The organism is uncultured Pseudomonas sp., from assembly GCF_913777995.1.
In the GTDB taxonomy this organism is placed as follows: domain Bacteria; phylum Pseudomonadota; class Gammaproteobacteria; order Pseudomonadales; family Pseudomonadaceae; genus Aquipseudomonas.
The window spans coordinates 109,691-131,602 of sequence record NZ_CAJYVE010000024.1 but is presented as its reverse complement, the minus strand read 5'-3'; the positions used below and the strand labels follow the sequence as shown (position 1 = coordinate 131,602).

The window sequence follows — 21,912 nt, the reverse complement described above, 5'->3', positions numbered from 1 at the left end:
CGGCGCTTGCGAGTCCGCCGGGGCGCCGCCGAGCCTGTTAAAGCAGGTTGAAGCGGGCTTCTTTGACGTCAGCCGAATCCAGGCCGATCATCACTTGGAACTCGCCGGCCTCGGCCACGTGCTTGAGCGCCTGGTTATAGAACTTCAGGTCGTTCTCGGTCAGGGTGAAGGTCACTACCTGCTCCTGGCCGGGCTGCAGGTCGACCTTCTGGAAGCCCTTGAGGGTCTTCACCGGCTGGCTCACCGAGGCGGCCACGTCATGCAGGTACAACTGCACCACGGTGGCACCGGCGACCTTGCCGGTATTCTTCACGGTCACGCTGGCGCTCAGCTTACCCTTGCGTTCGAGCTTGTCACTGGACAGCTTGATGTCCGAGACATCGAAGTGGGTGTAGCTCAGGCCATAGCCGAAGGGGAACAGAGGACCCTGCACCGGCTCTTCGAAATACTGCGAGGTGTAGTTGCCAGGCTTGCCGGGGGTATAGGGACGGCCGGTGTTCATGTGCGCGTAGTACTGCGGCAGCTGGCCAATCGAGCGCGGGAAGGTCATCGGCAGCTTGCCGGACGGGTTGTAGTCACCGAACAGCACGTCAGCGACGGCATTACCGCCTTCGGTGCCCGGGAACCAGGTTTCCAGCACCGCGTCGGCTTCCTGCAGTTCGTCACCCAGGGCCAGCGGACGGCCGTTCATCAGCACCAGCACCAGAGGCTTGCCGGTGGCCTTGAGGGCCTTGATCAGGTCGCGCTGGCGGCCGGGAATGTCCAGGCTGCTGCGGCTCGCCGATTCATGAGACATGCCACGCGACTCGCCGACCACGGCCACCACCACGTCGGCCTGCTCGGCGGTCTTCACCGCTTCGTCGATCATTTCCTGGGCCGGGCGTGGGTCGACCTCCACTTCCTTCTCGATGAAGTTGAGGTAGGTGAGCACGTTTTCCTTGTCGCTGACGTTGGCGCCGCGGGCATACAGCAGCTTGGCCTGGTCGCCGAGGGCGTTGGTCAAGCCTTCGTAGAGGGTGACCGACTGGTTCGGTCGGCCGGCAGCCGACCAGCTGCCGAGCATGTCCAGCTTGCTCTGTGCCAGGCCGCCGATCACGGCGATGGTGCCTTGCTTCTTCAGCGGCAGGGTGTCGTTCTGGTTCTTCAGCAGTACCAGGGTCTTGCGCGCCACGTCACGGGCTTCGGCGCGGTGCAGGCGGTCGTCGGAGTAGGTGTCGGCCGGATCTTCGGCGGCCACCCCGATGCGCCGGTACGGGTCGGCGAACAGGCCCATGTCCCACTTGGCGCCCAGCACTTCACGTACGGCGTTGTCGATTTCCTTCATCGACACTTCGCCGCTCTTGACCAGCTCCGGCAGGTGTTCGCCATACGCTTCGTCGTTCATGCTCAGGTCGACGCCAGCCTTGATCGCCAGCTTGGCGGCTTCGCGCTCGTCCTTGGCCACGCCGTGCTTGATCAGCTCGCCGATGGCGCCATGGTCGCTGATGGTCACGCCCTTGAAGCCCCACTCCTTGCGCAGCAGGTCGTGCATCAGCCAGGTGTTGGCCGAGGCGGGCACGCCGTTGATCGAGTTCAGCGCGACCATCACGCCGCCGGCACCGGCATCCAGACCTGCGCGGTAGGGCGGCAGGTAGTCCTGGTACATGCGCGTCGGGCTCATGTCCACGCTGTTGTAGTCGCGGCCGCCTTCCACCGCGCCATACAGGGCGAAGTGCTTGACCGCTGCCATCAGGCTGGTCTTCTCGGCCGGGCTCTGCGCCTGGAAGGCACGCACCATGACTTCGGAGATGCGCGAGACCAGGTAGGTGTCTTCGCCAAAACCTTCCGAACTGCGGCCCCAGCGCGGGTCGCGGGAAATGTCGACCATCGGCGCGAAGGTCATGTCGATGCCGTCGGCCGCCGCTTCCTTGGCCGAGATGCGCCCGCTCAGGGCGATGGCGTCCATGTCCCAGCTGGCCGCCAGGCCCAGGCTGATCGGGAAGATGGTGCGATGGCCGTGGACCACGTCATAGGCGAAGAACATCGGGATCTTCAGCCGGCTCTTGGCGACCGCGGCTTCCTGCAGCGGGCGGTTCTCGGCGCGGGTGATGGAGTTGAAGGTGCTGCCGATACGGCCGGCGGCGATTTCCTCGAGAATCTTCGGTTGCGGCATTTCCCGGCTGATGCTGATGAGGCGCAACTGGCCGATCTTTTCGTCCAGGGTCATCTGCTTCATCAGCTTGTCGATGAAGGCATTCTTGGTTTGCAGAGGGGTTTGCTGCGGAGCGCTGGTGGCGGTGGCTGCCAGCGTCGTTTGACTGGCCAGACCGACCAGCAGACCTACTAAGCACAACTTATTCATGAATGATTTCTCAAGGCGTTTGCCGACGATGTACGTCCAATACCGGCTGCCAGATAGGGAATTTGAACCTTTGGCGTTATTGTTCGGACAGAGCACAGGGTAGCCGCCCGTTGCGCGTCTGCCGCATGCCTGGCGCATTCGGGCGTTTTCGTCCGATACTCCGGCGTTGGCGCCGGATTATGCCGGGGATCTTGCCTTTTGGCTAAGGCCGGGGGTTCCATAGGCGGCCATACAGTACCAGAGGAGAGTTTTGAGGATGCATGCACGGGGTTGCGATCACGGTCCGGGCCGGTCTTTCACGCCGCCGCTGCGGCGCCTGGGGCTTGCGGCCCGGGGCGTCGGGCAGGTGAAGCCGTGAAGCGGTTCATCGGGCTGGTGCTGTTGTGGTGCCTGGGCAGCCAGGGTGTGCGCGCCGAAGAACCGGCTCTTTTGTTTCCGCCTATGACTGGCCAGGTGGTCGATGCGGCGCAGATGCTCGACATTCCCACCACCGCGCGGCTGTCGAGGCTGTTCCAGGAGCATGAGCAGGCCACCGGCGAGCAACTGGTGGTGGTGACCCTGGTCGACCTGCAGGGCACTTCCATCGAGGATTACGCCGCGCGCCTGGCCAAGGCCTGGGGTGTAGGCCAGAAGGGCAAGAACAACGGCGCCCTGCTGGTGGTCTCGCGTGACAACCGCAAGGTTCGCCTCGAAGTCGGCAGCGGTCTGCAGGACCGCCTCGGTGACGCACAGGCCTCGGTGATCATCAATATGCTCATTGCGCCGCAGTTCCACGAAGGCAACTTCGCGGCCGGCATCGAGCAGGGCGCCCGGGCGATGGTCATCGCCTTGGGCGGGCATGTGCCGGACGAGCCAGAGCTGCTGGACGACAGCGGCTATGCAACGCCGGTCAACCGGGTGCCCTGGCCGCTGCTGCTGGGGCTGGGCCTCGCGGTGCTGGGCATGGCCACCTGCGCGATGACCAACCTGGGCCGTCGCATGCGCCTTAAGGGCAGCAGTGCCGGGGTCAGACACGACCCGTCGGGCAGCCGCAATCTGGGCGGCAATGGCCGTGGATTCGGTGGCGGCGGCGCCTGCGGCAACTGGTAGAAGTGAATCTGGACGAGGGATGCATGGCTTTACTCAGCGAGGATGAACAGCGGCAGGTCGCCGAAGCGATTGCCCATATCGAACAGCGTACCGACGCCGAGCTGGTGGCGGTGCTGGCTGCACGGGCCGACGACTACGCCTATGTACCGCTGGTCTGGGCCGGGGCCATGGCGCTGCTGGGGCCAGGGCTGTTCAACTACTGCACGGGCTGGCTGAGCGCCAACCAGTTGCTGTTGGCCCAGTTGGTCACCTTTGTCGGCATCGCCTTGGTGTGTCGCATTCCGCGGGTCACGGCGCGCCTGGTACCATCTTCGGTACGGCGCTGGCGGGCGGGCAACCTGGCGCGTCGGCAGTTCTTCGAGCAGAACCTGCACACGGCCAGCGGCGGCACCGGCATCCTGCTGTTTGTCTGCGAGGCTGAGCGCTATGTCGAGATTCTCGTCGACTACGGCATTTCCAGCCGTTTGAGTGACGAAACCTGGAAAGCCATGGTCGATGTCTTCACCCAGCAGATGCGCAACGGCCAGAACCTCAATGGCTTCCTCGGCTGTCTGCGTGCCTGCGACGAACTGCTGGCCTATCACCTGCCGGCCACGCGTGGCCACAGCGAGTTGTCCAACCGTCTGGTGGTGCTGAGCTGAGCGCGTGTTGCCTGGGCGCCGGACGCGCGGTGCCCTGGCGTTAGCCGTTTTGCCCTCCCTGCGCGTAAAATGCGCCCTCGATTTCCTGCACCCGTGTGACGGCCGAGGCGTTTCCCATGTCAGTTTCCCCCGATACCGCAGCCCCTGTAGCTGCGGATCAGCGTGCCCGCTTCTTCACCCTGCTGGACGAGTGCCTGGCGCAGAACGCCCTGGTCAAGCTGGTTCTGGCCCGGCATGTGGGGGTTGAACCCGACCTGCAGCGCATCCTCATCACGCCGGTGACCCTCAAGGGCCAGCCCTGCCTGTCGTTCGTCTATCGCTACAAGACCCGCGACATCACCAAGAACCACCCGCTGGCCGAGGCCGTGGCGCTGATTGGTCAACTGCTGCCGGGCGCCTTTCGCAATGCCCACCTGCTGTCGCTCAGCGACGAGGTGCAGCTGGAGTTCAGCAAGAAGGGCAAGGCCAGCCTGTCCAGCAGTGCGCCACAGCAGGCCCGCGAGGCGCGGCCGGCCGGGCACGACCGGGAAAAGAAGCGCTACCTCGACCTGAGCCGGCCGTTTCTCGTCGACCTGGGCGTGACCAACCGCCAGCACGAGCTGATTCCGGCGATGTCGCGCAAGTGGAAGCAGATCAACAAGTTCATCGAGGTGTTCTCCCACGCCCTGGCCAGCTCGCCGATCAGCCTGGACAAGCCCGTGCGGGTCGCCGATTTCGGCTCGGGCAAGGGCTACCTGACCTTCGCCATCCACGATTACCTGCGTAACACCCTGCAGGCCCAGGGCGAGGTCACCGGCGTAGAGCTGCGTGAAGACATGGTCAGCCTGTGCAACGCGGCAGCGGCGCGTCTGGAGCACCCAGGCCTGGTGTTTCGCTGCGGTGACGTGCGCAGCGTGGCGCCCAGCGAACTGGAAGTGATGATCGCCCTGCATGCCTGCGACATCGCCACCGACTACGCGATTCATACCGGCATTCGCTCCGGGGCGCAGATCATCATGTGCTCGCCATGCTGCCACAAGCAGATCCGCCAGCAGATCCAGAGCCCGGTGCTGCTGCAACCGATGCTGCAATACGGCCTGCACCTGGGCCAGCAGGCCGAGATGGTCACCGACAGCCTGCGCGCGCTGCTGCTCGAGGCCTGTGGTTACGAGACCAAGGTGTTCGAGTTCATCTCCCTGGAACACACCAACAAGAACAAGATGATTCTTGCGGTGAAGCGCGCCGGTGCCTTCGACCCCGCGCCGCTGCTGGCGCGTATCGAAGAGCTGAAGCGCTTTTACGCCATCCGCGAGCAGTGCCTGGAAAGCCTGCTGCGCGCCGACGGCCTGCTCAACTGAGGTGCGTGGCCGCGGCTGGCGGTGGCGTGACGCGGGTCTTGCGACCCAGCATCACGGTGCCGACCACGGCGGCGGCGAACAGCCAGGTCAGCGGCTCGACCTGTTCGCCGAACAGCAGTGCCGACAGGGCAATGGTGATGAAGATCTGCAGCAGCTGGATCTGGCTGACCCGCGAGATTCCGCCCATGGCCAGCCCGGAGTACCAGGCGAAGAAGCCCAGGAACTGGGAAAACAGCGCGACGTAGCCGAATGCCCACCAAGTGCCCGGCGAGACCGGTCCCTGGTGCTGGCTGGCCAGCCAGGCCACCGGGCCGAGCAACAGGGGAAATGCCAGCACCAGCGCCCAGCAGATCACCTGCCAGCCGCCCATCTGCCGCGCCAGGCGCCCGCCTTCGGCATAGCCCAGGCCACCCACCGCCACCGCGCCGAGCATCCACAGGTCGCCGACCTGAATGCTCCCGGCGCCATTGAACAGTGCATAACCCAGCACCAGGGCACTGCCCAGTGCCGCACAGCCCCAGAAGGCCCGCGACGGACGCTCATGTGACAGCCAGGCGGCATACAGCGCGACGAACAGCGGCTGGATGCCGTTCACCAGGGCGCCGTGGGACGCCGGCAGGCTCTGCATGGCCCAGGCCGACAGCACCGGAAAGCCGACGATCACCCCCAGCACCACCAACAGCAGGCCCTTGAACTGTTCCCGGCTCGGCCACGCCTCACGGCGCCAGGCCAGCAGCAGCGCCGCCGGAACGGCCGCCACCAGGGCGCGGCCCAGGCCGTTGAGCAGGGGGTGGATTTCCTGCACCACCACGCGGGTCATGGGCAGGGTCAGGCTAAAGATGATCACGCCCAGCAGGCCAAGAGCCATGCCGGTATTTTCACGGGAAGACATTGCGGGTGCCGAATCGTCGTCTGGTTCAGGGAAGCCAGCATCTAGCCATAGATCCGCCGCAGGCGTCTTTCACAGCTGGGCAAGGAATGAACCGTACAGTTGGTCGGCGGCGTTCGGTGGTGCGGCCGATCGTTGAGCTGGGTCAATACTCGCCCGGCGGCCAGGGCCGAAGCTGTTGGCCTGTCCAATCAGGCGAGTCAGGAGAACCCGTATGAGCAGCACCTTTTTCATCCCGGCGGTGAACATGCTCGGTAGCGGCTGTATCGACCAGGCAATAGAAAGCCTCTGCAAATACGGGCTGCGCAAGGCCCTGATCGTCACCGATGCCGGCCTGGCCAAGGCCGGTGTGGCGAGCTGCATCGCCGGCCTGCTGGTGGAGCAGGGCATCGACTCGGTGATCTTCGACGGCGCGCGGCCCAACCCGACCATCGCCAACGTCGAGCAGGGCCTGGCCCTGCTCAAGGCGCAACAGTGCGACTTCGTCATCTCGCTGGGCGGCGGCTCGCCTCACGATTGCGCCAAGGGCATCGCGCTGTGTGCCAGCAACGGCGGGCACATCAGCGACTACGAAGGCGTCGACCGTTCCACCCGGCCGCAACTGCCGCTGATGGCGATCAACACCACCGCCGGCACCGCCAGCGAGATGACGCGCTTCTGCATCATCACCGACGAAGCGCGGCACGTGAAAATGGCCATCATCGACCGAAATGTCACCCCCATCCTGTCGGTCAACGACCCGCAGATGATGGCTGGCATGCCGCCTGCGCTGACCGCCGCCACCGGCATGGATGCGCTGACCCATGCCGTCGAAGCCTATGTGTCCACCGCCGCCACGCCCATCACCGACGCCTGTGCGCTCAAGGCCATCGCCCTGATCGCCGGCAATCTGCAGCAGGCGGTGGCCCATGGCGACGACCTGCAGGCGCGGGAGAACATGGCCTACGCGCAGTTCCTGGCCGGCATGGCATTCAACAATGCCTCGCTGGGCTACGTGCATGCCATGGCCCATCAGCTGGGCGGCTTCTACGATTTGCCCCATGGGGTGTGCAACGCGGTGCTGTTGCCGCATGTGCAGCGCTTCAATGCGCCGGTCAGTGCCGCACGCCTTACCGACGTGGCGCACACCATGGGTGCCGATATCCGTGGCCTGTCACCGGAGGCGGGTGCCCAGGCAGCGGTGCAGGCCATCGCCGAGCTGGCCGCCAACGTCGGCATCCCGGCCGGACTGGCCAGCCTCGGCGTGCAGGAAGCTGATATCCCCACCCTGGCCGCCAATGCCCTGAAGGACGCCTGCGGGCTTACCAACCCGCGGCCTGCCGACCAGGCGCAGATCGAAGCCATCTTCCGCGCCGCCCTTTAATCCATGCGAGCGCGCCGTCCGCAGGGCGGTGCGCGATCCAGCCAGAGAGGACCCCGATGAGCATCACCTCCATGGACATCTGCCAGGCGGCCGAACGGCTTGAAGGCTTCGTGGGCTTTCACCGCAAGATCGCGGCGTACATCGTGCGCTTCAGCGAAGACGCCTTCGGCATGGACGTCGACGAGCAGAGCATCGTGCCGACCCGTGAATTCGTCTGGACCCCGGTCGAGGGCCGGCAGATGTGCCTGGACCGCGAGCGGCTGCAATTGCTGGTGGAGCAGAACATCGACGACCGTCTGGGCATCAGCGAGCCGCTGCATATCTACCTGCGCCGCAGCGACCTGCCGGCGATCCGTGCCGAGCGCCTGTTGCTGGCGCAGTGAAGCGGCTAACCCGCCTGGCGACAGCCTCAGAGGCGTTGCGGGGAGGGGCGTCTGGGCTGGTGGCTGCGCAGGCAGGCCACCACCCCGCTGACCAGCAGGGCGATGGCCAGGCACTCCAGTGCGTCCGGCCAGCGGCTGTCCCAGAGAAAGCCCAGCAGCAGTGCTGCCAGCGTCTCGACCACCAATACCTGGCCGCTGAGCGCCAGCGGCAGCATGCGGCTGGCCTGGTTCCACAAGGCGCCGCCCAATAGCGAGGCGAGCAGGGCTACGCCGCAAGCCGCAGTCAGAAAACCCAGCCAGGCGAGCGGGGTATGTTGCGCCAGCGCCGGGCCCAGTGCCGGGCCAGCCAGCAGCAGCGCTTGGCCACCGGTCATCACGCCGGCCAGCAGCGCCCAGTCCTGGGCTGACACCTGGCGCATGCTCGCCAGGCGCCGGGCATTGACCACTGCGAACCAGCTCCAGGCCAGCAGCGCACCGACCGCGCACAGCAGGCCGATGAAGATCTCGCCAGGGGCCTGGCCGGCATTGCTATTGCGCAAGGCGTGCAGGCTGATCAGCGCGGCGCCGGCGATGGCGCAGATCAGTGACGGTGCCAGGTGGCGCAGCGGGACTGCGTCGGCATCCTTGCGCCCGGCGAGGGTCACCAGCACCGGAATCAGGCCGACGATCAGCGAGGTGGTGGCGACACCGGCGTGCTGCACGGCGCTGCCGACGAAGGAGTAGTACAGCAGGTTGCCCACCAGGCTCAGCCAGAACAGGGCGAGCCAGTCCTCGCGGCGCAGTCCTGCGCAGGCCCGGCGCCAGCGCGGAGCCAGCAGGGCCAGGGAGATCAGGCCGTAGCTCAGATAGCGCAGCACGGCGAACTGCGTGCCACTGAGGCCGGGCGCGAGCTTGGGGCCGAGAAAGATCACCCCCCAGCACAGCCCTGCGCCTGCGCCATAGCCGATGCCCTTGAGCAATACCCGGTCCAGTTGCATGTCATCAAGCTCCAGATGTCGAGGCGTGCAGTCTGCCTGGACGACGCAGGTTTTTATTGTCCGTAGCTGCGCAGTTCTTTACCCAGGCTGCGGCGTAGCGCGGCCGGAGTGACACCCTCGACACGGCTCATCGCCCGGGTCAGGGCGGCCTGGTCGGAGTAGCCGCTGCGCAGGGCGATTTCAGCGATGGGCAGGTCGCTTTCGGTCAGCCATTGGCGAGCCCGCTGCAGCCGCACGCTGGCCAGCCAGGCCTGTGGCGAGGTGGCGAACCGCTCGCGAAAACGCAGGTGCAGCTGGCTGAGGCCGAGGCCGGCGAGGCGAGCCATGTCGCTGTTGCTCCATTGCGCTTGCGGGTTGGCCTGTACCCGGGCCAGCAAGCGCTCGAAGCTGCACGGCATTGCAGCAGGTCGTTGGCCCAAGGCCGCCAGCAACAGCGGCGCCAGCTGCCCGGCATGCTGGGGGAGGCCCCGGCTGCCAGTCAGGTCGGCGAACTCGATGAGGTGGCGGGCCGCCGGCGCGATGGGCACGAAGAGCTGGCGCGCCAAGGGGGCCAGGTTCTGCTCCGGCAGCCATGCCGGCGGGCAGTCCAGGATCAGGAAGCGGCTGTGCGCCTCGGCGCTTTGCGCATGCGCGGCGCCGGCAGCGACCACGGCGGCGGTACGGCTGTCCAACTGCGCGCCGCGGCCTTCCACCTCGATGTCCATGCGCCCGCAGATCGGCAGCACCAACTGGGTGAACGCATGCTGATGACGCGGGTGTTCGCCCAGGTAATGGCGGATGTCGAGGGTCGGAAGCATGGCGGACGCCGCAAGGACGAAAGGATCGTCAATCTAGCGCCGTGTCATTCAGTCGCGCAACTGCTTCCAGCTCAGCCCGAAGCGCGCCAGGTACTTGCGCAGCCGGTCGGCGTCGTTGGGGTTGGCCTTGTTCCGTCGCGATACGCCGAACAACTGGCGGCCGGCGTCGGACAGGCTGTCGGCGCGTCGGCACACCTCGACCACCCCCTTGAGCTGCATGCGGTCGAACAGGTCCAGCTCCTGCCCGGCGGGTAGCAGTGCCTGCCAGTCCTCCTGCTCGGGCGCCGGCTGTTCGGGGGCCAGACTCCAGGCGTAGCTCAGGCGCTGGATCTCTTCTTCAACCAGGCCTTCGTCGATACGCCCGCTGTCGGCCAGGGTGGCCATGCGCGTGATCGATGCCGACAGTTCGCGAAAGTTACCCAGCCAGGCGGCGTGCACGGAGGTGGCGAAGGTCACGTAGCGACGTCGCGCTTCGAGGTTGAAGCGCACCAGAGGGCCTTGTTCGCGGGCGTGGCGTTCCAGCTCGAAGTCGATGTTCGGCTCGATGTCTTCGCGCCGACCGCTGAGCCCCGGCAGGTTGAAGGTCCACAGGTTGATGCGTGCGTACAGGTCTTCCCGGAACAGCCCCTGGGCGACCCGCTCCCGCAGGTCGCGGTGGGTGCCGGCGATGATCAGGAAATCGCTGGCCACCTCCTTGTCCGAGCCCATGGGGAAGAAGCGCTTTTCTTCGATGGCCTTGAGCAGCATCGCCTGCTCGTCGGCGCCCAGCTCACCGATCTCGTCGAGAAACAGCATGCCGCCATCGGCGGCGCGCAACAGCCCGTCACGCGCATTCTGGGCGCCGGTGAAAGCCCCTCTGATGTGCCCGAACAGTGCCGACATGGCGCCGTCGCCACGCAGGGTCGCGCAGTTCACTTCGACGAAGCGTCCCTGCACCTGGTGGCGGCTGCGCTTGAGCTCGTAGATACGCCGGGCCAGGAACGACTTGCCCGCGCCGGTGGGGCCGATCAGCAGCATCGGTGCGGTGGAGCGCAGGGCGACGCGTTCGATCTGCTCGATGGAGCGGTTGAATGCGCTGTTGCGTGTGGCGATACCCGACTTGAGGAACGCCAGGCCCTCCAGGCGCCGGCCGGCGAAGCGCGAGGCAATGTGGTCGTAGCGTGACAGATCCAGGTCGATGATCGAGTGCGTGCCCATGGGGCGCTGCTCTGGGCTCAGGCGCCGCGCCGGGGAGGTCTGGATCAGGCGCGCCGGCAGGTAGCGCGCCTCGGTGAGCAGGAACCAGCAGATCTGCGCGACGTGGGTACCGGTGGTGATGTGGACCAGGTAATCCTCGTGTTCGGTATCGAAGGGGTAGGCGGTCGCGAAGTCGTGCAGGGCGGCATACACCTCCTGGAAATCCCAGGGGTTGTTCAGCGCCATCGGGTGCAGGCGCACCTCGGTTTCCGGCGAGATCTGGCGAATGTCCGCCGCGATCCGTTGCGCCAGGCTGACGTCCCGGGCATCGATGCCATGGATCAGTTCCAGGCGACGAATCAACAGGTCGGGCTGCTGGCACAGCCCGATGCTGGGGCGCCACTGGCTCCAGCGATTGGCGCCTTTGCCCATTCGGTCCAGGGTGGCGCCGACGAAACCGATCGCCACCGTCTGCTTGGTATGCATGGCTATCCTTAAGGATAAAAACTTATAGCCAAAGATATCTTTTAATCGCTCGAGTGTCGTCATCGAATGTGGTTGCTTCGATTCTGAGCGTTATTAATTTCTTATTAATCAATTGCTTATGATTTTTTTGAGTTGTATTTCCGGTTGTTGGCACGGCAGCTGCTCTATATCCGCTACCCCGATAACGACGATGATGTGACGCCGCAGCGCTATGGACCTGCGGCCATTAGAGGAAACGACAGTCATGCAAGGAACCACCGTTCAACTGCTGGAAGTGGCCGACGGCAAGCCCATCAAGATGTGGACCGAGGGCGTGCCCGTGGAAAACGAGGCCCGCGCGCAACTGATGAATACGGCGAAGATGCCGTTCATCTTCAAGCACCTGGCGGTGATGCCCGACGTGCATCTGGGCAAGGGCTCGACCATCGGCAGCGTGATCCCCACCGTGGGCGCGATCATCCCTGCTGCCGTGGGCGTGGACATCGGCTGCGGGATGATCGCCGCGCGCACCACGCTGACCGCCGCCGACCTGCCGGACAACCTGCACGGCCTGCGCTGCGCCATCGAGAAAGCCGTGCCGCACGGGCGTACCTCCGGGCGTGGTGGCCGCGACAAGGGCGCCTGGGAACATGTGCCACAGCAGGCCGATGAGGCCTGGTCGGCCCTGGCGACACGCTTTGCCGCCATCACCGACAAGTACCCGCGGTTGAAGAACACCAACAACCGTCAGCACCTGGGGACCCTGGGTAGCGGTAACCACTTCGTCGAGGTGTGCCTGGACGAGGCCAACCGGGTCTGGTTCATGTTGCACAGCGGTTCGCGCGGGGTCGGCAATGCCATCGGCAACCTGTTCATCGAACTGGCCCAGGCCGATATGCGCCAGCACATCGCCAACCTGCCGGACCGTGACCTGGCCTACTTCGAGGAAGGCAGCCAGCACTTCGACGACTACGTCGAGGCCGTGGGTTGGGCCCAGGACTTCGCCCGGCAGAACCGTGCGCTGATGATGCAGGCGGTGATCCAGGCCACTCGGCAAGTGATCGCCAAACCCTTCGAGGTCGCGCTGGAGGCGGTGAACTGCCACCACAACTACGTGCAGAAGGAGCGCCACTTCGGCCAGGACGTGCTGATCACCCGCAAGGGTGCAGTGTCGGCGAAGAAGGGCGAGCTGGGCATCATTCCCGGTTCCATGGGCGCCAAGAGTTTCATCGTCCGCGGCCTGGGTAACGAGGAAGCGTTCTGCTCATGCAGCCACGGCGCGGGGCGGACCATGAGCCGCACCAAGGCCAAGAAGCTGTTCAGCGTGGAAGACCAGATTCGCGCCACCGCCCATGTGGAGTGCCGCAAGGACGCCGACGTGATCGACGAGATCCCGATGGCCTACAAGGACATCGACCAGGTGATGAACGCCCAGCGCGAGCTGGTGGAAGTGCTGCATACCCTGCGTCAGGTGGTGTGCGTGAAAGGTTAGGGCAGGCGCCTGGCGCTGGCCCATCAAAGAGACAAGGAGAAAGGAAATGGTCTGCACAGAGACTCATCCGCTCTGCAGCAGCATGCGCGAGCGGGTTCTGCAGGAGCTTGAGCGGCTGGAGCACGAGCGCAACGTCAAGGTGCTGTACGCCTGTGAATCGGGCAGCCGTGCCTGGGGCTTCGCCTCGACCGACAGCGATTACGACGTGCGCTTCGTGTACGTGGAAAAGCCCGACTGGTTCGTTCAGGTCGACACGCCCCGTGATGTCATAGAGCGTCCGCTGGACGACGAACTGGATGTCAGTGGCTGGGAGCTGCGCAAGACCCTGGGCTTGCTGCGCAAGTCCAACCCGACCCTGCTGGAGTGGCTGGATTCGCCGCTGGTGTACCGCCAGGAAACCCAGGCCGTCGAGCCGCTGCGCGCCTTGGCCGAGCGCTTCTACAGCCCGCCGGCGGCGCGCGCGCATTACCTGCACATGGCCCGCAACAACTTCCGTGGCTACCTGCAGGGCGACAGCGTGCGCTTCAAGAAGTACTTCTACGTGCTGCGACCCTTGCTGGCGGTGCGCTGGGTCGACCAGGGGCGCGGGCGACCACCGATGACCTTCGCGCGCTTGCTGGAGACGGTCGACGACCCGGCGCTGCTGGCCGAGGTGGACGAGCTGCTGACCCTCAAGCGCAACGCCGACGAAGCCACCTATGGTCCGCGTCGGCCCGTATTGCACGACTTCATACAGGCCGAACTGGAGCGCGCGGTGCCGAGCTTGCCGCGCACCCATGAAGACAGTGCGCATCTGAACCGCTACCTGCGCGAAACCGTGGCGCACTACGCCTGATCCGTCGCTGAGCGGCAGGCACCGATACCCTGGAAGGACACCATGACACGAGGATTGATCGAACTGGACGGCAGCATCGGCGGTGGTCAGGTGCTGCGTAGCGCCCTGAGCCTGTCGATGATCACCGGCCGCCCCCTGCGTATCGACGGTATCCGCGCCCGGCGCAGCCGGCCGGGGCTGTTGCGCCAGCACCTGACGGCAGTGCTGGCGGCCGCCGAGATCAGCGCTGCACAGGTAGACGGTGCGGTCCTGCATTCGCAGGCGCTGAGCTTCGCACCCGGCGCCCTGCGCGGCGGCGACTATCGCTTCAGCATCGGCACCGCTGGCAGTTGCAGCCTGGTCTTGCAAACCCTGCTGCCAGCCTTGCTGTACGCACCGCAGCCGAGCCGGCTGCACATCAGCGGCGGCACCCATAACCCGCTGGCGCCCCCCGCCGACTTTCTGCAACGGGCTTTCCTGCCGCAACTGCAACGCATGGGCGCGCAGGTTGAACTGCAACTGCTGCGGCACGGCTTCGTACCGGCCGGAGGTGGCGAGCTGCAGGCGTTCATCCAGCCGTCCGCGCTGCAACCCCTGCACCTGCCTGAACGTGGTGCGCTGCTGGCGCGGCGGGCCAGGGCACTGACCGCCGGCATCGCCGGACATGTCGCCGAACGCGAGCTGCAGCGCGCCGCCCGGCATCTGGAGCTGCGCCCTGATGAGCTGCGTCGTCAGGTGCTCGATGCGCAGACCGGCCCCGGCAATGCCCTGCTGCTGGAGTATCGCTGCGAGCACCTGACCGAGCTGTTCAGCGCCTTGGGCCATGCCAGCCTGCGTGCCGAGAAGGTCGCCGACCTGGCGGTGGACCAAGTGCGACGCTGGCTCGCCAGCGACGCGGCAGTGGCCGAGCACTTGGCCGACCAGCTGCTGCTGCCCATGGCCCTGGCCGGCGGCGGCAGCTTCACCACCACGCACCTGAGCGATCACTTGCGCAGCAATATCCAGGTCATCGAGCGGTTTCTGCCGGTGCGGATCGAATGTCGGGAAGAGGCGCAGAACCGCTTGGCGGTGCACTGCCTGAGGACCGGTGGCACTTGACCTGTCGTTGCAGGCTTTTCTAAGGTGGCCGCCTGACTCTGCTGCCTGAGGTGTTCGTCCGATGCGCCATTGATGCCGCCGTCTTGCGACGGCCCGTTTGATCGTCCCCCTGTTACGGGGCGTTTTCCGGCATCTGTGGAGTCACCCATGACGAACCCTGTCCTGACGCTCGATGGCGCTTCTTTCGTACTGCCCGACGGCAGAACCCTGTTTTCCGACCTCGACGCCCGCTTCGACCTTCAGCCCACGGGGCTGGTCGGCCGCAATGGCGTCGGCAAGAGCGTGCTCGCACGCATGCTGGCCGGCCTCATCGAACCCAGCCAGGGGCGCTGTCAGCGCGTGGGTCGCGTTCATTACCTGCCCCAGCAGCTCAGCGCCGCCAACGTGGCCGAGCTTGCCGGCGTCAAGCTACTGCTGGATGCCTTGCAGCGCATCGAGGCCGGCAGTGTGGCGGTCGAGGATTTCGATGTCGTGGGCGAGCAGTGGGACATGCGCCAGCGTCTCACCCAGGCCTTGCAAGGCATTGGGCTCGGTCATCTGCAGCCGGAAACCGCCACGCCATCGCTTAGCGGCGGCCAGGCCATGCGCGTGGCGCTCCTCGGCGCCTGGTTGTCGGGAGCGGACTGGCTGATTCTCGACGAACCGAGCAATCACCTTGATGCGATCAGCCGTCAGGCGTTGATCGAACAACTGCAATCTTGGACGCGTGGGCTGCTGGTGGTCAGCCATGATCGAGCGCTGCTGGACAGCCTGCCGCGCATCGTCGAGCTGTCGCCGACGGGTCTGCAAAGCTATGGCGGTTCCTATAGCCACTATGTGCAGTGCAAGGCCGCTGAACAGCGCAGTGCTCAAGCCAATTTTCAGCATCAGCGCGAGGCGCTCAGGCAAAGTCAGCACGCAATGCGTGAACAACGTGAGCGTCAGCAGCGACGCCAGGCGCAGGGGCAGCGCCAGGGGCGTGACGCCAATCAGGCGAAGATTCTGCTGGGCGGTCAGAAGCAGCGCAGCGAGCAGTCAGCCGGACGCCTGCGCCAGCGGCATGACGAGGAGAGCGCTCGTCTGACCGCGCAGCTGCGAGAGGCAGTGCGACGCATCGATGATCAGCAGGCCATTCACTTGCACGTTCCAACCCTGACCATGCCGACGCCGCGCTGGGTGGCCGAACTGGTGGGGGTCGAGCTGGCTCATGTGCCAGCGGCGACCCGCCGGGTCGACCTGGCCTTGCGCGGCGGTCAGCGTCTGGCGCTCAGTGGTCCTAACGGGTGCGGCAAGTCCAGCCTGCTGCGCACGCTGGCCGGGCGGCAGGCGCCGCTGGCAGGCCACTGCCGAGTGTCGGTGGCCTGCGCCTGGCTGGACCAGTCATTGAGCCTGCTGGCACCCGATACATCGGTGCTGGAACAGTTGCGCGGTGTCAATAGCAGTGAAACGCTGGGCGTGTTGCGCATGCGTCTGGCCCAGTTGGGGCTGGACTCGTCGCGTATTCAGCTGCCAGCCCGGCAACTGAGTGGCGGCGAGCGCGTCAAGGCCGCTCTGGCGCTGGCGCTCTACGCTGACAGTCCTGCCCAGTTGCTGTTGCTGGATGAACCGGACAACCACCTCGACCTGCCGTCATTGCAGTCCCTGGAGGCGCTCTTGCGGGCCTTCCGCGGAACGCTGGTCTTGGTGTCGCACGACCCGCGTTTCAAGGCCGCGCTGGAGCTGGAGGGAGAGTGGGTCGCCACCCCGATGGGGTGGCAGTGGCAAGGGGCTCAAGCGGATGAATGATGTATATAAAAATTATTCACAAGTGATAGGTATTTCTATTTAATACCGGCCTTCGCGATCCACCTTGCACTCAGGAATCCAACCATGCGGCATTTCTCCCGCCCTTTCGCCACGGCTGCGCGTGGCACGGCCCTTGGTCTGTTGGCCTTCAGCCCAGCAGTACTGGCCGATAATGCTCCCGCGCAGGCCGGCCAGGTCCTGGAGCTTCCGGAAACCAATGTGCAGGCCACCCTGGGGCAGACGTCCGCTACCGCGCCATTTACCGGCTACAAGGCCGACCGTGCGCAGACCGCGACCAAGACCAACACCGCGCTGAACGAGACGCCGCAGGCGGTCTCGGTGATCGGTAGCGAGCAGTTGCGCGACCAGAATGCCCAGTCGCTGGCCGAAAGCCTGCGCTACACCGCTGGGGTCAACGCCGGGCAGCGCGGCCGTCGCGGGCTGGATGACTTCATCGTGCGTGGCTTCGTGCAAAGCGCCTACAAGTTCGTCGACGGCATGCGCACCGACTCGGACATGTGGATCCAGAGCGACCCGTTCGCCTTCGAGCGTATCGAGGTGCTCAAGGGGCCGGCGTCGATTCTCTATGGGCAGATCGCTCCGGGTGGGCTGATCAATCAGGTCAGCAAGCGACCCACCGACGAGGCGTTCGCCGAGGTCGGCATGGGCCTGGGCAACTACGGGCAGCGCAAGTACACCGCAGACGTCTCGGACAAGCTCAATGAAGACGGCAGCCTGCGCTACCGGCTTGTGGGGCTGTATTCCTCGAGCGATGACATCGTCGACTACGTCGACCGCGACCGCAGCTACTTTGCGCCGTCGCTGACCTGGGACATCAACGACGACACCAGTCTGACCCTGCTGGCCAGCTACCAGAAGAGCCATTACGTGCCGATTCGTGGCCTGCCGGCCGAGGGCACGGTATTGGGTAACCCCAACGGCAAGATCGACCGGGACCGCTTCGTCGGCGTGCCGGGCATCGATGACTACACCACCGAGCAGCAGATGTTCGGCTACGAGCTGGAGCACCGTTTCACCCCCGACGTGACCTTCCGCCAGAAGCTGCGCTACACCGAATATGACCTCGATGGCGCCTTCTCCAGTCCCACCACCCTGGCGGCCAACAAGCGCAACTACAACCGCCAGGTGCAGTGGCGCGACGTGCAGGGCGAAGTGTTCACCATGGACAACCAGCTCAACGTGCTGCTCGACACCGGGCCATTCAGCCACGACCTGCTGGTGGGGCTGGACTGGTTCGATTTCCACACCGACGACACACGCCACACCTCGACCCTGGCGGCCATCGACCTGTACAACCCGAACTACAACGTCAGCCCGGGCGCCAAGACCTTCCAGGCCAACACCAGCGGCACCGAACACCTGCAGCAAGGTGGCTTGTATCTGCAGGACCAGATCAAGTTCGGTGACGGCTGGAACCTGCTGCTGGGGTTGCGCCACGACGAGTCGGAACTCAAGTCGCACCGTGGCAGTACGCGCACCAGTACCGACGAGAACGCCACCACCGGCCGGGTCGGCCTGCTCTACGCCTTCGACAGTGGCTGGTCGCCGTACATCAGCTACAGCGAGTCGTTCGTGCCGGTGACCGGCAGCGATGCCAATGGCAAGACCTTCGAGCCGGAAACCGGCGAGCAGACCGAGATCGGCCTGAAGTACCAGTCGCCGGGCCAGGCCTTCGATGTGACCTTCGCGCTGTACGACCTCAAGCGCCAGAACGTCACCACCACCGACCCGAACAATAGTGGCTTCAGCGTGCAGGTGGGCGAGCAGCGCCATCGCGGCGCCGAGGTCGAACTGCATGGCCGACTTACTGAAAAGCTCGACCTCATCGCCACCTACAGCTACATCGATGCCGAGATCACCAAGAGCAACGACGGTTTCCAGGGCAACCGCCCGGTACAGGTGCCCGAGCACATGGCCAACGCCTGGCTGCGCTACGACCTGTCCAGCGTATTGCCGGGTCTGGGTGTCGGCGCCGGCGTGCGTTATATCGGTGAGCAGGCCGGCGACCAGGCCAACAGCTTCGATTCACCCGACTACACGCTCTACGACATGATGGTCGACTACAAGACCGGCCCGTGGCGCTTCGCGGTCAACGGCAGCAACCTGACCAACAAGGACTACGTCGCCAGTTGCGCCAGCAGCGCCCAATGCTTCCCCGGCGACCCGCGCATGCTGATGTTCAGCACCAGTTATCGCTTTTACTGAGGCTTCCGGTCACAGGGTGTTGCCGAGCGCAGCGCCCGGTGACAGTTTGCCGGTTTACCGCGCCTGATCCGCGACCTAGCCTGCCGGGCACCTCTTTCCGAGGTCCCCCGCCAGGGGGTATGCAAATCAAGGAGCGAGCATGACTATCAGAATTTCCCTGCTGGCCGGCTTGTTGGCCCTCAGTGGCGCGACCAGCGCCATGGCCGAGGTTCGGTTCTTCAACTCCGGCAGCAACGGCTTTCCCATTTCCGAGGCTGCGCAGGCGGGCAACACGCTTTACCTTTCGGGTCAGTTGGGCATCGTGCCTGGCAGCGGGGAGCTTGCCGCAGGCGGTGTGGAAGGCCAGTCGCGCCAGGCGATGGATAACATCCAGCGCATTCTGCAAGCATACGGCTATGGCTGGCAGGACGTGACCAAATGCACGGTGTTCCTCGCCGACATCAGTGAGTTCGGGCGCTTCAACAGCGTCTATGTGAAGTACTTCGAGGCTGACCGCTACCCGGCCAGAAGCGTCCTGGGCGGTACCGACCTGGTCCGCAATGCACGGGTGGAAGTGGAATGCATCGCAGCCAAGGCTTGAGCGGTATCTGCCGGGCGGCTCAGGTGTCGGCAAGCCGCTCGATTTCCACCGTGACATGCACCAGCTCTTCATGCACGGCCAACGCTTCGCGTACGGTGTCGGCACTCAATGTCTCGTCACTGACCAGGCTCAGCATGCAGGCATAACGGTCCTTGCCGACCCGCCAGACATGCAGGTCGGTGAGGGTCGCCGCCACCGGCAATTGATCGATCACCTCGCGTACTTCCTGCACCACCGGCGCGTCCATCTCCGCATCCAGCAGGACCCGGCCGGTGTCGCGCAGCAGGCCCTTGGCCCATACCCCCACCAGTATCGCGCCGACCAGGCCCATCACCGGGTCGAGCCAGGCGGCGGCCCAGAACTTGCCGGCCAGCAGGGCGATGATCGCCAGTACGGAGGTCGCGGCATCGGCGATGACATGCAGGTAGGCCGAGCGCAGGTTCAGGTCATGATGTTGATGATCGTTAGCGTGATGATCGTGGTCATGGGCGTGGTGATCGTGGCCATGACCGTGGTGGTGATGCTCGTCACGCAGCAGCCAGGCGCACAGCAGGTTCACGCCCAGCCCGACCACGGCAATCGCGATGGCCTCGTCATAATGGATGGGGCCTGGTTGCAGCAGGCGCTGCACCGACTGGAAGGCCATCAGCCCGGCGACACCCAGCAGCAGGATGGCGCTGGTGTAGCCGCCGAGGATCTCAAGCTTCCAGGTTCCGAAGGTGAAGCGCGGGTCGCCGGCCAAGCGTCGCGCGGCGGCATAGGCGAACAATGACAGGCCCAGGGCCAGGGTGTGCGAGCTCATGTGCCAGCCATCGGCGAGCAAGGCCATGGAATTGAATTGCCAACCACCCACGATTTCCACGAGCATCATCACCGCCGTGATCCATACCGCGAGGCGGGTCTTGCGTTCGGCCGACAGATTGGCCTGGTGGAAACCATGAACGTGCAGGCAGTGACGAGCGGGGGCGGACATGGCGAGGGGTTCCGAAACAGAAAGGCATATACTATACCCCAGTATAGTTTTGAGGAAAGACAATGGCACACACCATCACCGGCAAGAAGCAACTGCTGACCCGGGTCCGCAAGATCCGCGGCCAGGCCACCGCGCTGGAAACCGCACTGGAAGGCGAAAAGGACTGCCTGGCGATCCTGCAGCAGATCGCCGCGATTCGTGGCGCGGTCAATGGCCTGATGGCGGAAGTCATGGAGGGGCATATCCGCGATCATCTGGGCGGCAATGAAGTGAGCGCCGAGCAGCGTCAGGTCGAGATCGACCAGGTCGCCAGGCTGCTGCGTTCCTATCTGCGCTGAGCGCCCACCCGATTCAGGGAGGAATAGACAATGACCACCCTTCTGCGCCTGGCGACGGCCGACGACGTCGAAACCCTGTTCGACATCCGCACCAGCGTGACCCAGAACCACCTGAGTCGCGAGCAACTGGCCGAACAGGGCATCACCGCCGATCTGTTGCGTGGTCTTGCACAGCGTCAGTCGAGCATCTGGCTGGCCGAGATCGATTACGTGGCGGCAGGCTTTTCGATGATCGACGACATCGAAGGCGAGTTGTTCGCCCTGTTCGTCAGGCCCGAGTTCGAAGGGCGCGGGGTCGGCAGGAGCCTGCTGCGTCAGGCCGAAAAAAGCCTGTTCGGGCATTTCGAGACGATCTACCTGATTACCGATGGCGGTGCGGACATTCGCGCCAACGGTTTCTATCAGCGACACGGCTGGGTGCAGACCGAGCGCGTCGATGCGCGCGATGTGCGCTACGAAAAACAGCGTGGCGCTACACACTGAGCGGCCAACTTACGCCATATCATTGCAAAGCAAGGCACATTCGTACCAAGGACAAGACGATGCAACGGACACTGCTGAACATGGGACGGGTGATTCCCGCCTGGCTGTTTTTCGGGGTGCTGCTCACTGCCATGGGCTACCCCGGCTACAGCCACCTCGACCATGCCATGAGCCAGCTGGGGGCGCAGGGCGCGCCGACCCAGAGCTATTCGCCGTGGCTGAACAACTTTCCTTTGGGCGTGCTGTTCCTGCTCTTCGCGCTGGGTGTGGGCCGCGCGTTCGCCACGTCACGCTTGGCCCTGGTCAGTGCTGGACTGATCGCGTTGCATGGCCTGGCCAGTTTCGCCACCGGCTACTTTCCGTGTGACCAAGGCTGTGCCCCGGCTCAGCCGTCGCTGTCCCAGCAACTGCACAACCTGGCCGGGCTGGTGATGTTCCTGTCCCTGACCCTGGCCAGCGCGCTGTGGAGCCTGCTGGGCAGGCGTCTGCTCGGTTCACCAGGCTTTGCCAGGTTCAGCCTGCTGTGCACGCTGCTGGCGGTGGCCACCGTGGTGCTGATGGCCCAGGCGATGGAGGCCGGCAGGCTGTTCGGCCTTTACCAGCGGCTCAACTACGGTGTGTCGGTGCTCTGGGTCGCCGGCCTGGCACACAGGCTGTTGCGTACCTCGCAACGCTGAAGAGAGGGC

The 21,912-nt window shown here is 65.1% G+C and carries 20 protein-coding genes; 14 read left to right on the top strand and 6 right to left on the bottom strand.

All coding sequences use genetic code 11. The annotated features are described in order from the left end of the window. Positions 1-37: 37 nt before the first annotated feature. The gene (gene bglX, locus QZ497_RS10150; protein WP_295473852.1) at positions 38-2,341 is read right to left on the bottom strand and encodes a beta-glucosidase BglX; all 2,304 of its coding nucleotides are present in this window, start codon (positions 2,339-2,341) and stop codon (positions 38-40) included. A gap of 441 nt (positions 2,342-2,782) precedes the next feature. On the opposite strand from bglX, the gene QZ497_RS10145 reads away from it, so the two are divergent. From QZ497_RS10145 to QZ497_RS10135, 3 genes are all read left to right on the top strand, one after another. Further along, entirely contained in the window at positions 2,783-3,430 is a 648-nt protein-coding gene (locus tag QZ497_RS10145; protein WP_295474305.1) for a YgcG family protein, read from the top strand. Between the two features lie 23 nt (positions 3,431-3,453). After that, positions 3,454-4,071, top strand: a complete 618-nt coding sequence (locus QZ497_RS10140; protein ID WP_295473849.1) for a TPM domain-containing protein — start codon at positions 3,454-3,456, stop codon at positions 4,069-4,071. 116 nt (positions 4,072-4,187) lie between these two features. Beyond that, entirely contained in the window at positions 4,188-5,408 is a 1,221-nt protein-coding gene (locus QZ497_RS10135) for an SAM-dependent methyltransferase (RefSeq protein WP_295473847.1), read from the top strand. Here QZ497_RS10135 and QZ497_RS10130 read toward each other — a convergent pair. Next, the gene (locus QZ497_RS10130) at positions 5,401-6,300 is read right to left on the bottom strand and encodes a DMT family transporter (protein ID WP_295473844.1); all 900 of its coding nucleotides are present in this window, start codon (positions 6,298-6,300) and stop codon (positions 5,401-5,403) included. The two genes, QZ497_RS10135 and QZ497_RS10130, sit on opposite strands and share 8 nt — an antisense overlap. A gap of 211 nt (positions 6,301-6,511) precedes the next feature. Between QZ497_RS10130 and yiaY the strand changes: the two genes are divergently transcribed. Both yiaY and QZ497_RS10120 read left to right on the top strand, forming a co-directional pair. Then, a complete protein-coding gene (yiaY, locus tag QZ497_RS10125) occupies positions 6,512-7,660 on the top strand; it encodes an L-threonine dehydrogenase (protein ID WP_295473841.1) in 1,149 nt (382 codons plus the stop codon). Between the two features lie 56 nt (positions 7,661-7,716). Further along, positions 7,717-8,043 carry a DUF2025 family protein gene (locus QZ497_RS10120; protein WP_295473838.1) on the top strand — a complete coding sequence of 109 codons (327 nt, stop codon included), beginning with the start codon at positions 7,717-7,719 and terminating at the stop codon, positions 8,041-8,043. A 26-nt stretch (positions 8,044-8,069) separates the two neighbouring features. On the opposite strand, the gene QZ497_RS10115 is transcribed toward QZ497_RS10120, so the two are convergent. Genes QZ497_RS10115 through rtcR form a run of 3 tightly spaced genes read right to left on the bottom strand, consistent with a single transcriptional unit; the run spans position 8,070 to position 11,479 of the window. Further along, positions 8,070-9,020 (bottom strand): DMT family transporter, encoded by a 951-nt coding sequence (locus tag QZ497_RS10115; RefSeq protein ID WP_295473836.1) that lies wholly within the window; start codon positions 9,018-9,020, stop codon positions 8,070-8,072. Between the two features lie 53 nt (positions 9,021-9,073). Further along, a complete protein-coding gene (locus QZ497_RS10110) occupies positions 9,074-9,817 on the bottom strand; it encodes an AraC family transcriptional regulator (protein ID WP_295473833.1) in 744 nt (247 codons plus the stop codon). A 48-nt stretch (positions 9,818-9,865) separates the two neighbouring features. Continuing rightward, positions 9,866-11,479: an RNA repair transcriptional activator RtcR gene (gene rtcR, locus QZ497_RS10105; protein ID WP_295473830.1), complete on the bottom strand. Its 1,614-nt coding sequence runs from the start codon at positions 11,477-11,479 to the stop codon at positions 9,866-9,868. 244 nt (positions 11,480-11,723) lie between these two features. On the opposite strand from rtcR, the gene QZ497_RS10100 reads away from it, so the two are divergent. The 6 genes from QZ497_RS10100 to QZ497_RS10075 all read left to right on the top strand — a co-directional run bounded on the left by QZ497_RS10100 (position 11,724) and on the right by QZ497_RS10075 (position 19,432). Continuing rightward, positions 11,724-12,950: an RtcB family protein gene (locus QZ497_RS10100; RefSeq protein ID WP_295473827.1), complete on the top strand. Its 1,227-nt coding sequence runs from the start codon at positions 11,724-11,726 to the stop codon at positions 12,948-12,950. 46 nt (positions 12,951-12,996) lie between these two features. After that, a complete protein-coding gene (locus QZ497_RS10095; protein ID WP_295473824.1) occupies positions 12,997-13,785 on the top strand; it encodes a nucleotidyltransferase domain-containing protein in 789 nt (262 codons plus the stop codon). A 42-nt stretch (positions 13,786-13,827) separates the two neighbouring features. Continuing rightward, positions 13,828-14,862 carry an RNA 3'-terminal phosphate cyclase gene (gene rtcA / locus QZ497_RS10090; protein WP_295473821.1) on the top strand — a complete coding sequence of 345 codons (1,035 nt, stop codon included), beginning with the start codon at positions 13,828-13,830 and terminating at the stop codon, positions 14,860-14,862. 147 nt (positions 14,863-15,009) lie between these two features. Further along, a complete protein-coding gene (locus tag QZ497_RS10085; RefSeq protein WP_295473819.1) occupies positions 15,010-16,626 on the top strand; it encodes an ABC-F family ATP-binding cassette domain-containing protein in 1,617 nt (538 codons plus the stop codon). 84 nt (positions 16,627-16,710) lie between these two features. Next, the gene (locus QZ497_RS10080) at positions 16,711-18,852 is read left to right on the top strand and encodes a TonB-dependent siderophore receptor (protein ID WP_295473816.1); all 2,142 of its coding nucleotides are present in this window, start codon (positions 16,711-16,713) and stop codon (positions 18,850-18,852) included. A 139-nt stretch (positions 18,853-18,991) separates the two neighbouring features. After that, positions 18,992-19,432: a RidA family protein gene (locus tag QZ497_RS10075; protein WP_295473813.1), complete on the top strand. Its 441-nt coding sequence runs from the start codon at positions 18,992-18,994 to the stop codon at positions 19,430-19,432. Positions 19,433-19,451: 19 nt separating this feature from the next. Here the strand turns inward: QZ497_RS10075 and dmeF are convergent, their stop codons facing one another. Continuing rightward, on the bottom strand, positions 19,452-20,405 hold the full coding sequence (gene dmeF / locus QZ497_RS10070) for a CDF family Co(II)/Ni(II) efflux transporter DmeF (protein ID WP_295473810.1): 954 nt from the start codon (positions 20,403-20,405) through the stop codon (positions 19,452-19,454). 62 nt (positions 20,406-20,467) lie between these two features. On the opposite strand from dmeF, the gene QZ497_RS10065 reads away from it, so the two are divergent. From QZ497_RS10065 to QZ497_RS10055, 3 genes are read left to right on the top strand one after another with little or no spacing between them, the layout of a single operon-like run. After that, entirely contained in the window at positions 20,468-20,743 is a 276-nt protein-coding gene (locus QZ497_RS10065; RefSeq protein WP_295473807.1) for a metal/formaldehyde-sensitive transcriptional repressor, read from the top strand. 30 nt (positions 20,744-20,773) lie between these two features. After that, positions 20,774-21,226, top strand: coding sequence for a GNAT family N-acetyltransferase (locus QZ497_RS10060; protein WP_295473804.1), 453 nt, complete (start codon positions 20,774-20,776; stop codon positions 21,224-21,226). A 59-nt stretch (positions 21,227-21,285) separates the two neighbouring features. Next, on the top strand, positions 21,286-21,903 hold the full coding sequence (locus QZ497_RS10055; protein WP_295473803.1) for a DUF998 domain-containing protein: 618 nt from the start codon (positions 21,286-21,288) through the stop codon (positions 21,901-21,903). The last annotated feature ends 9 nt before the right edge of the window (positions 21,904-21,912 follow it).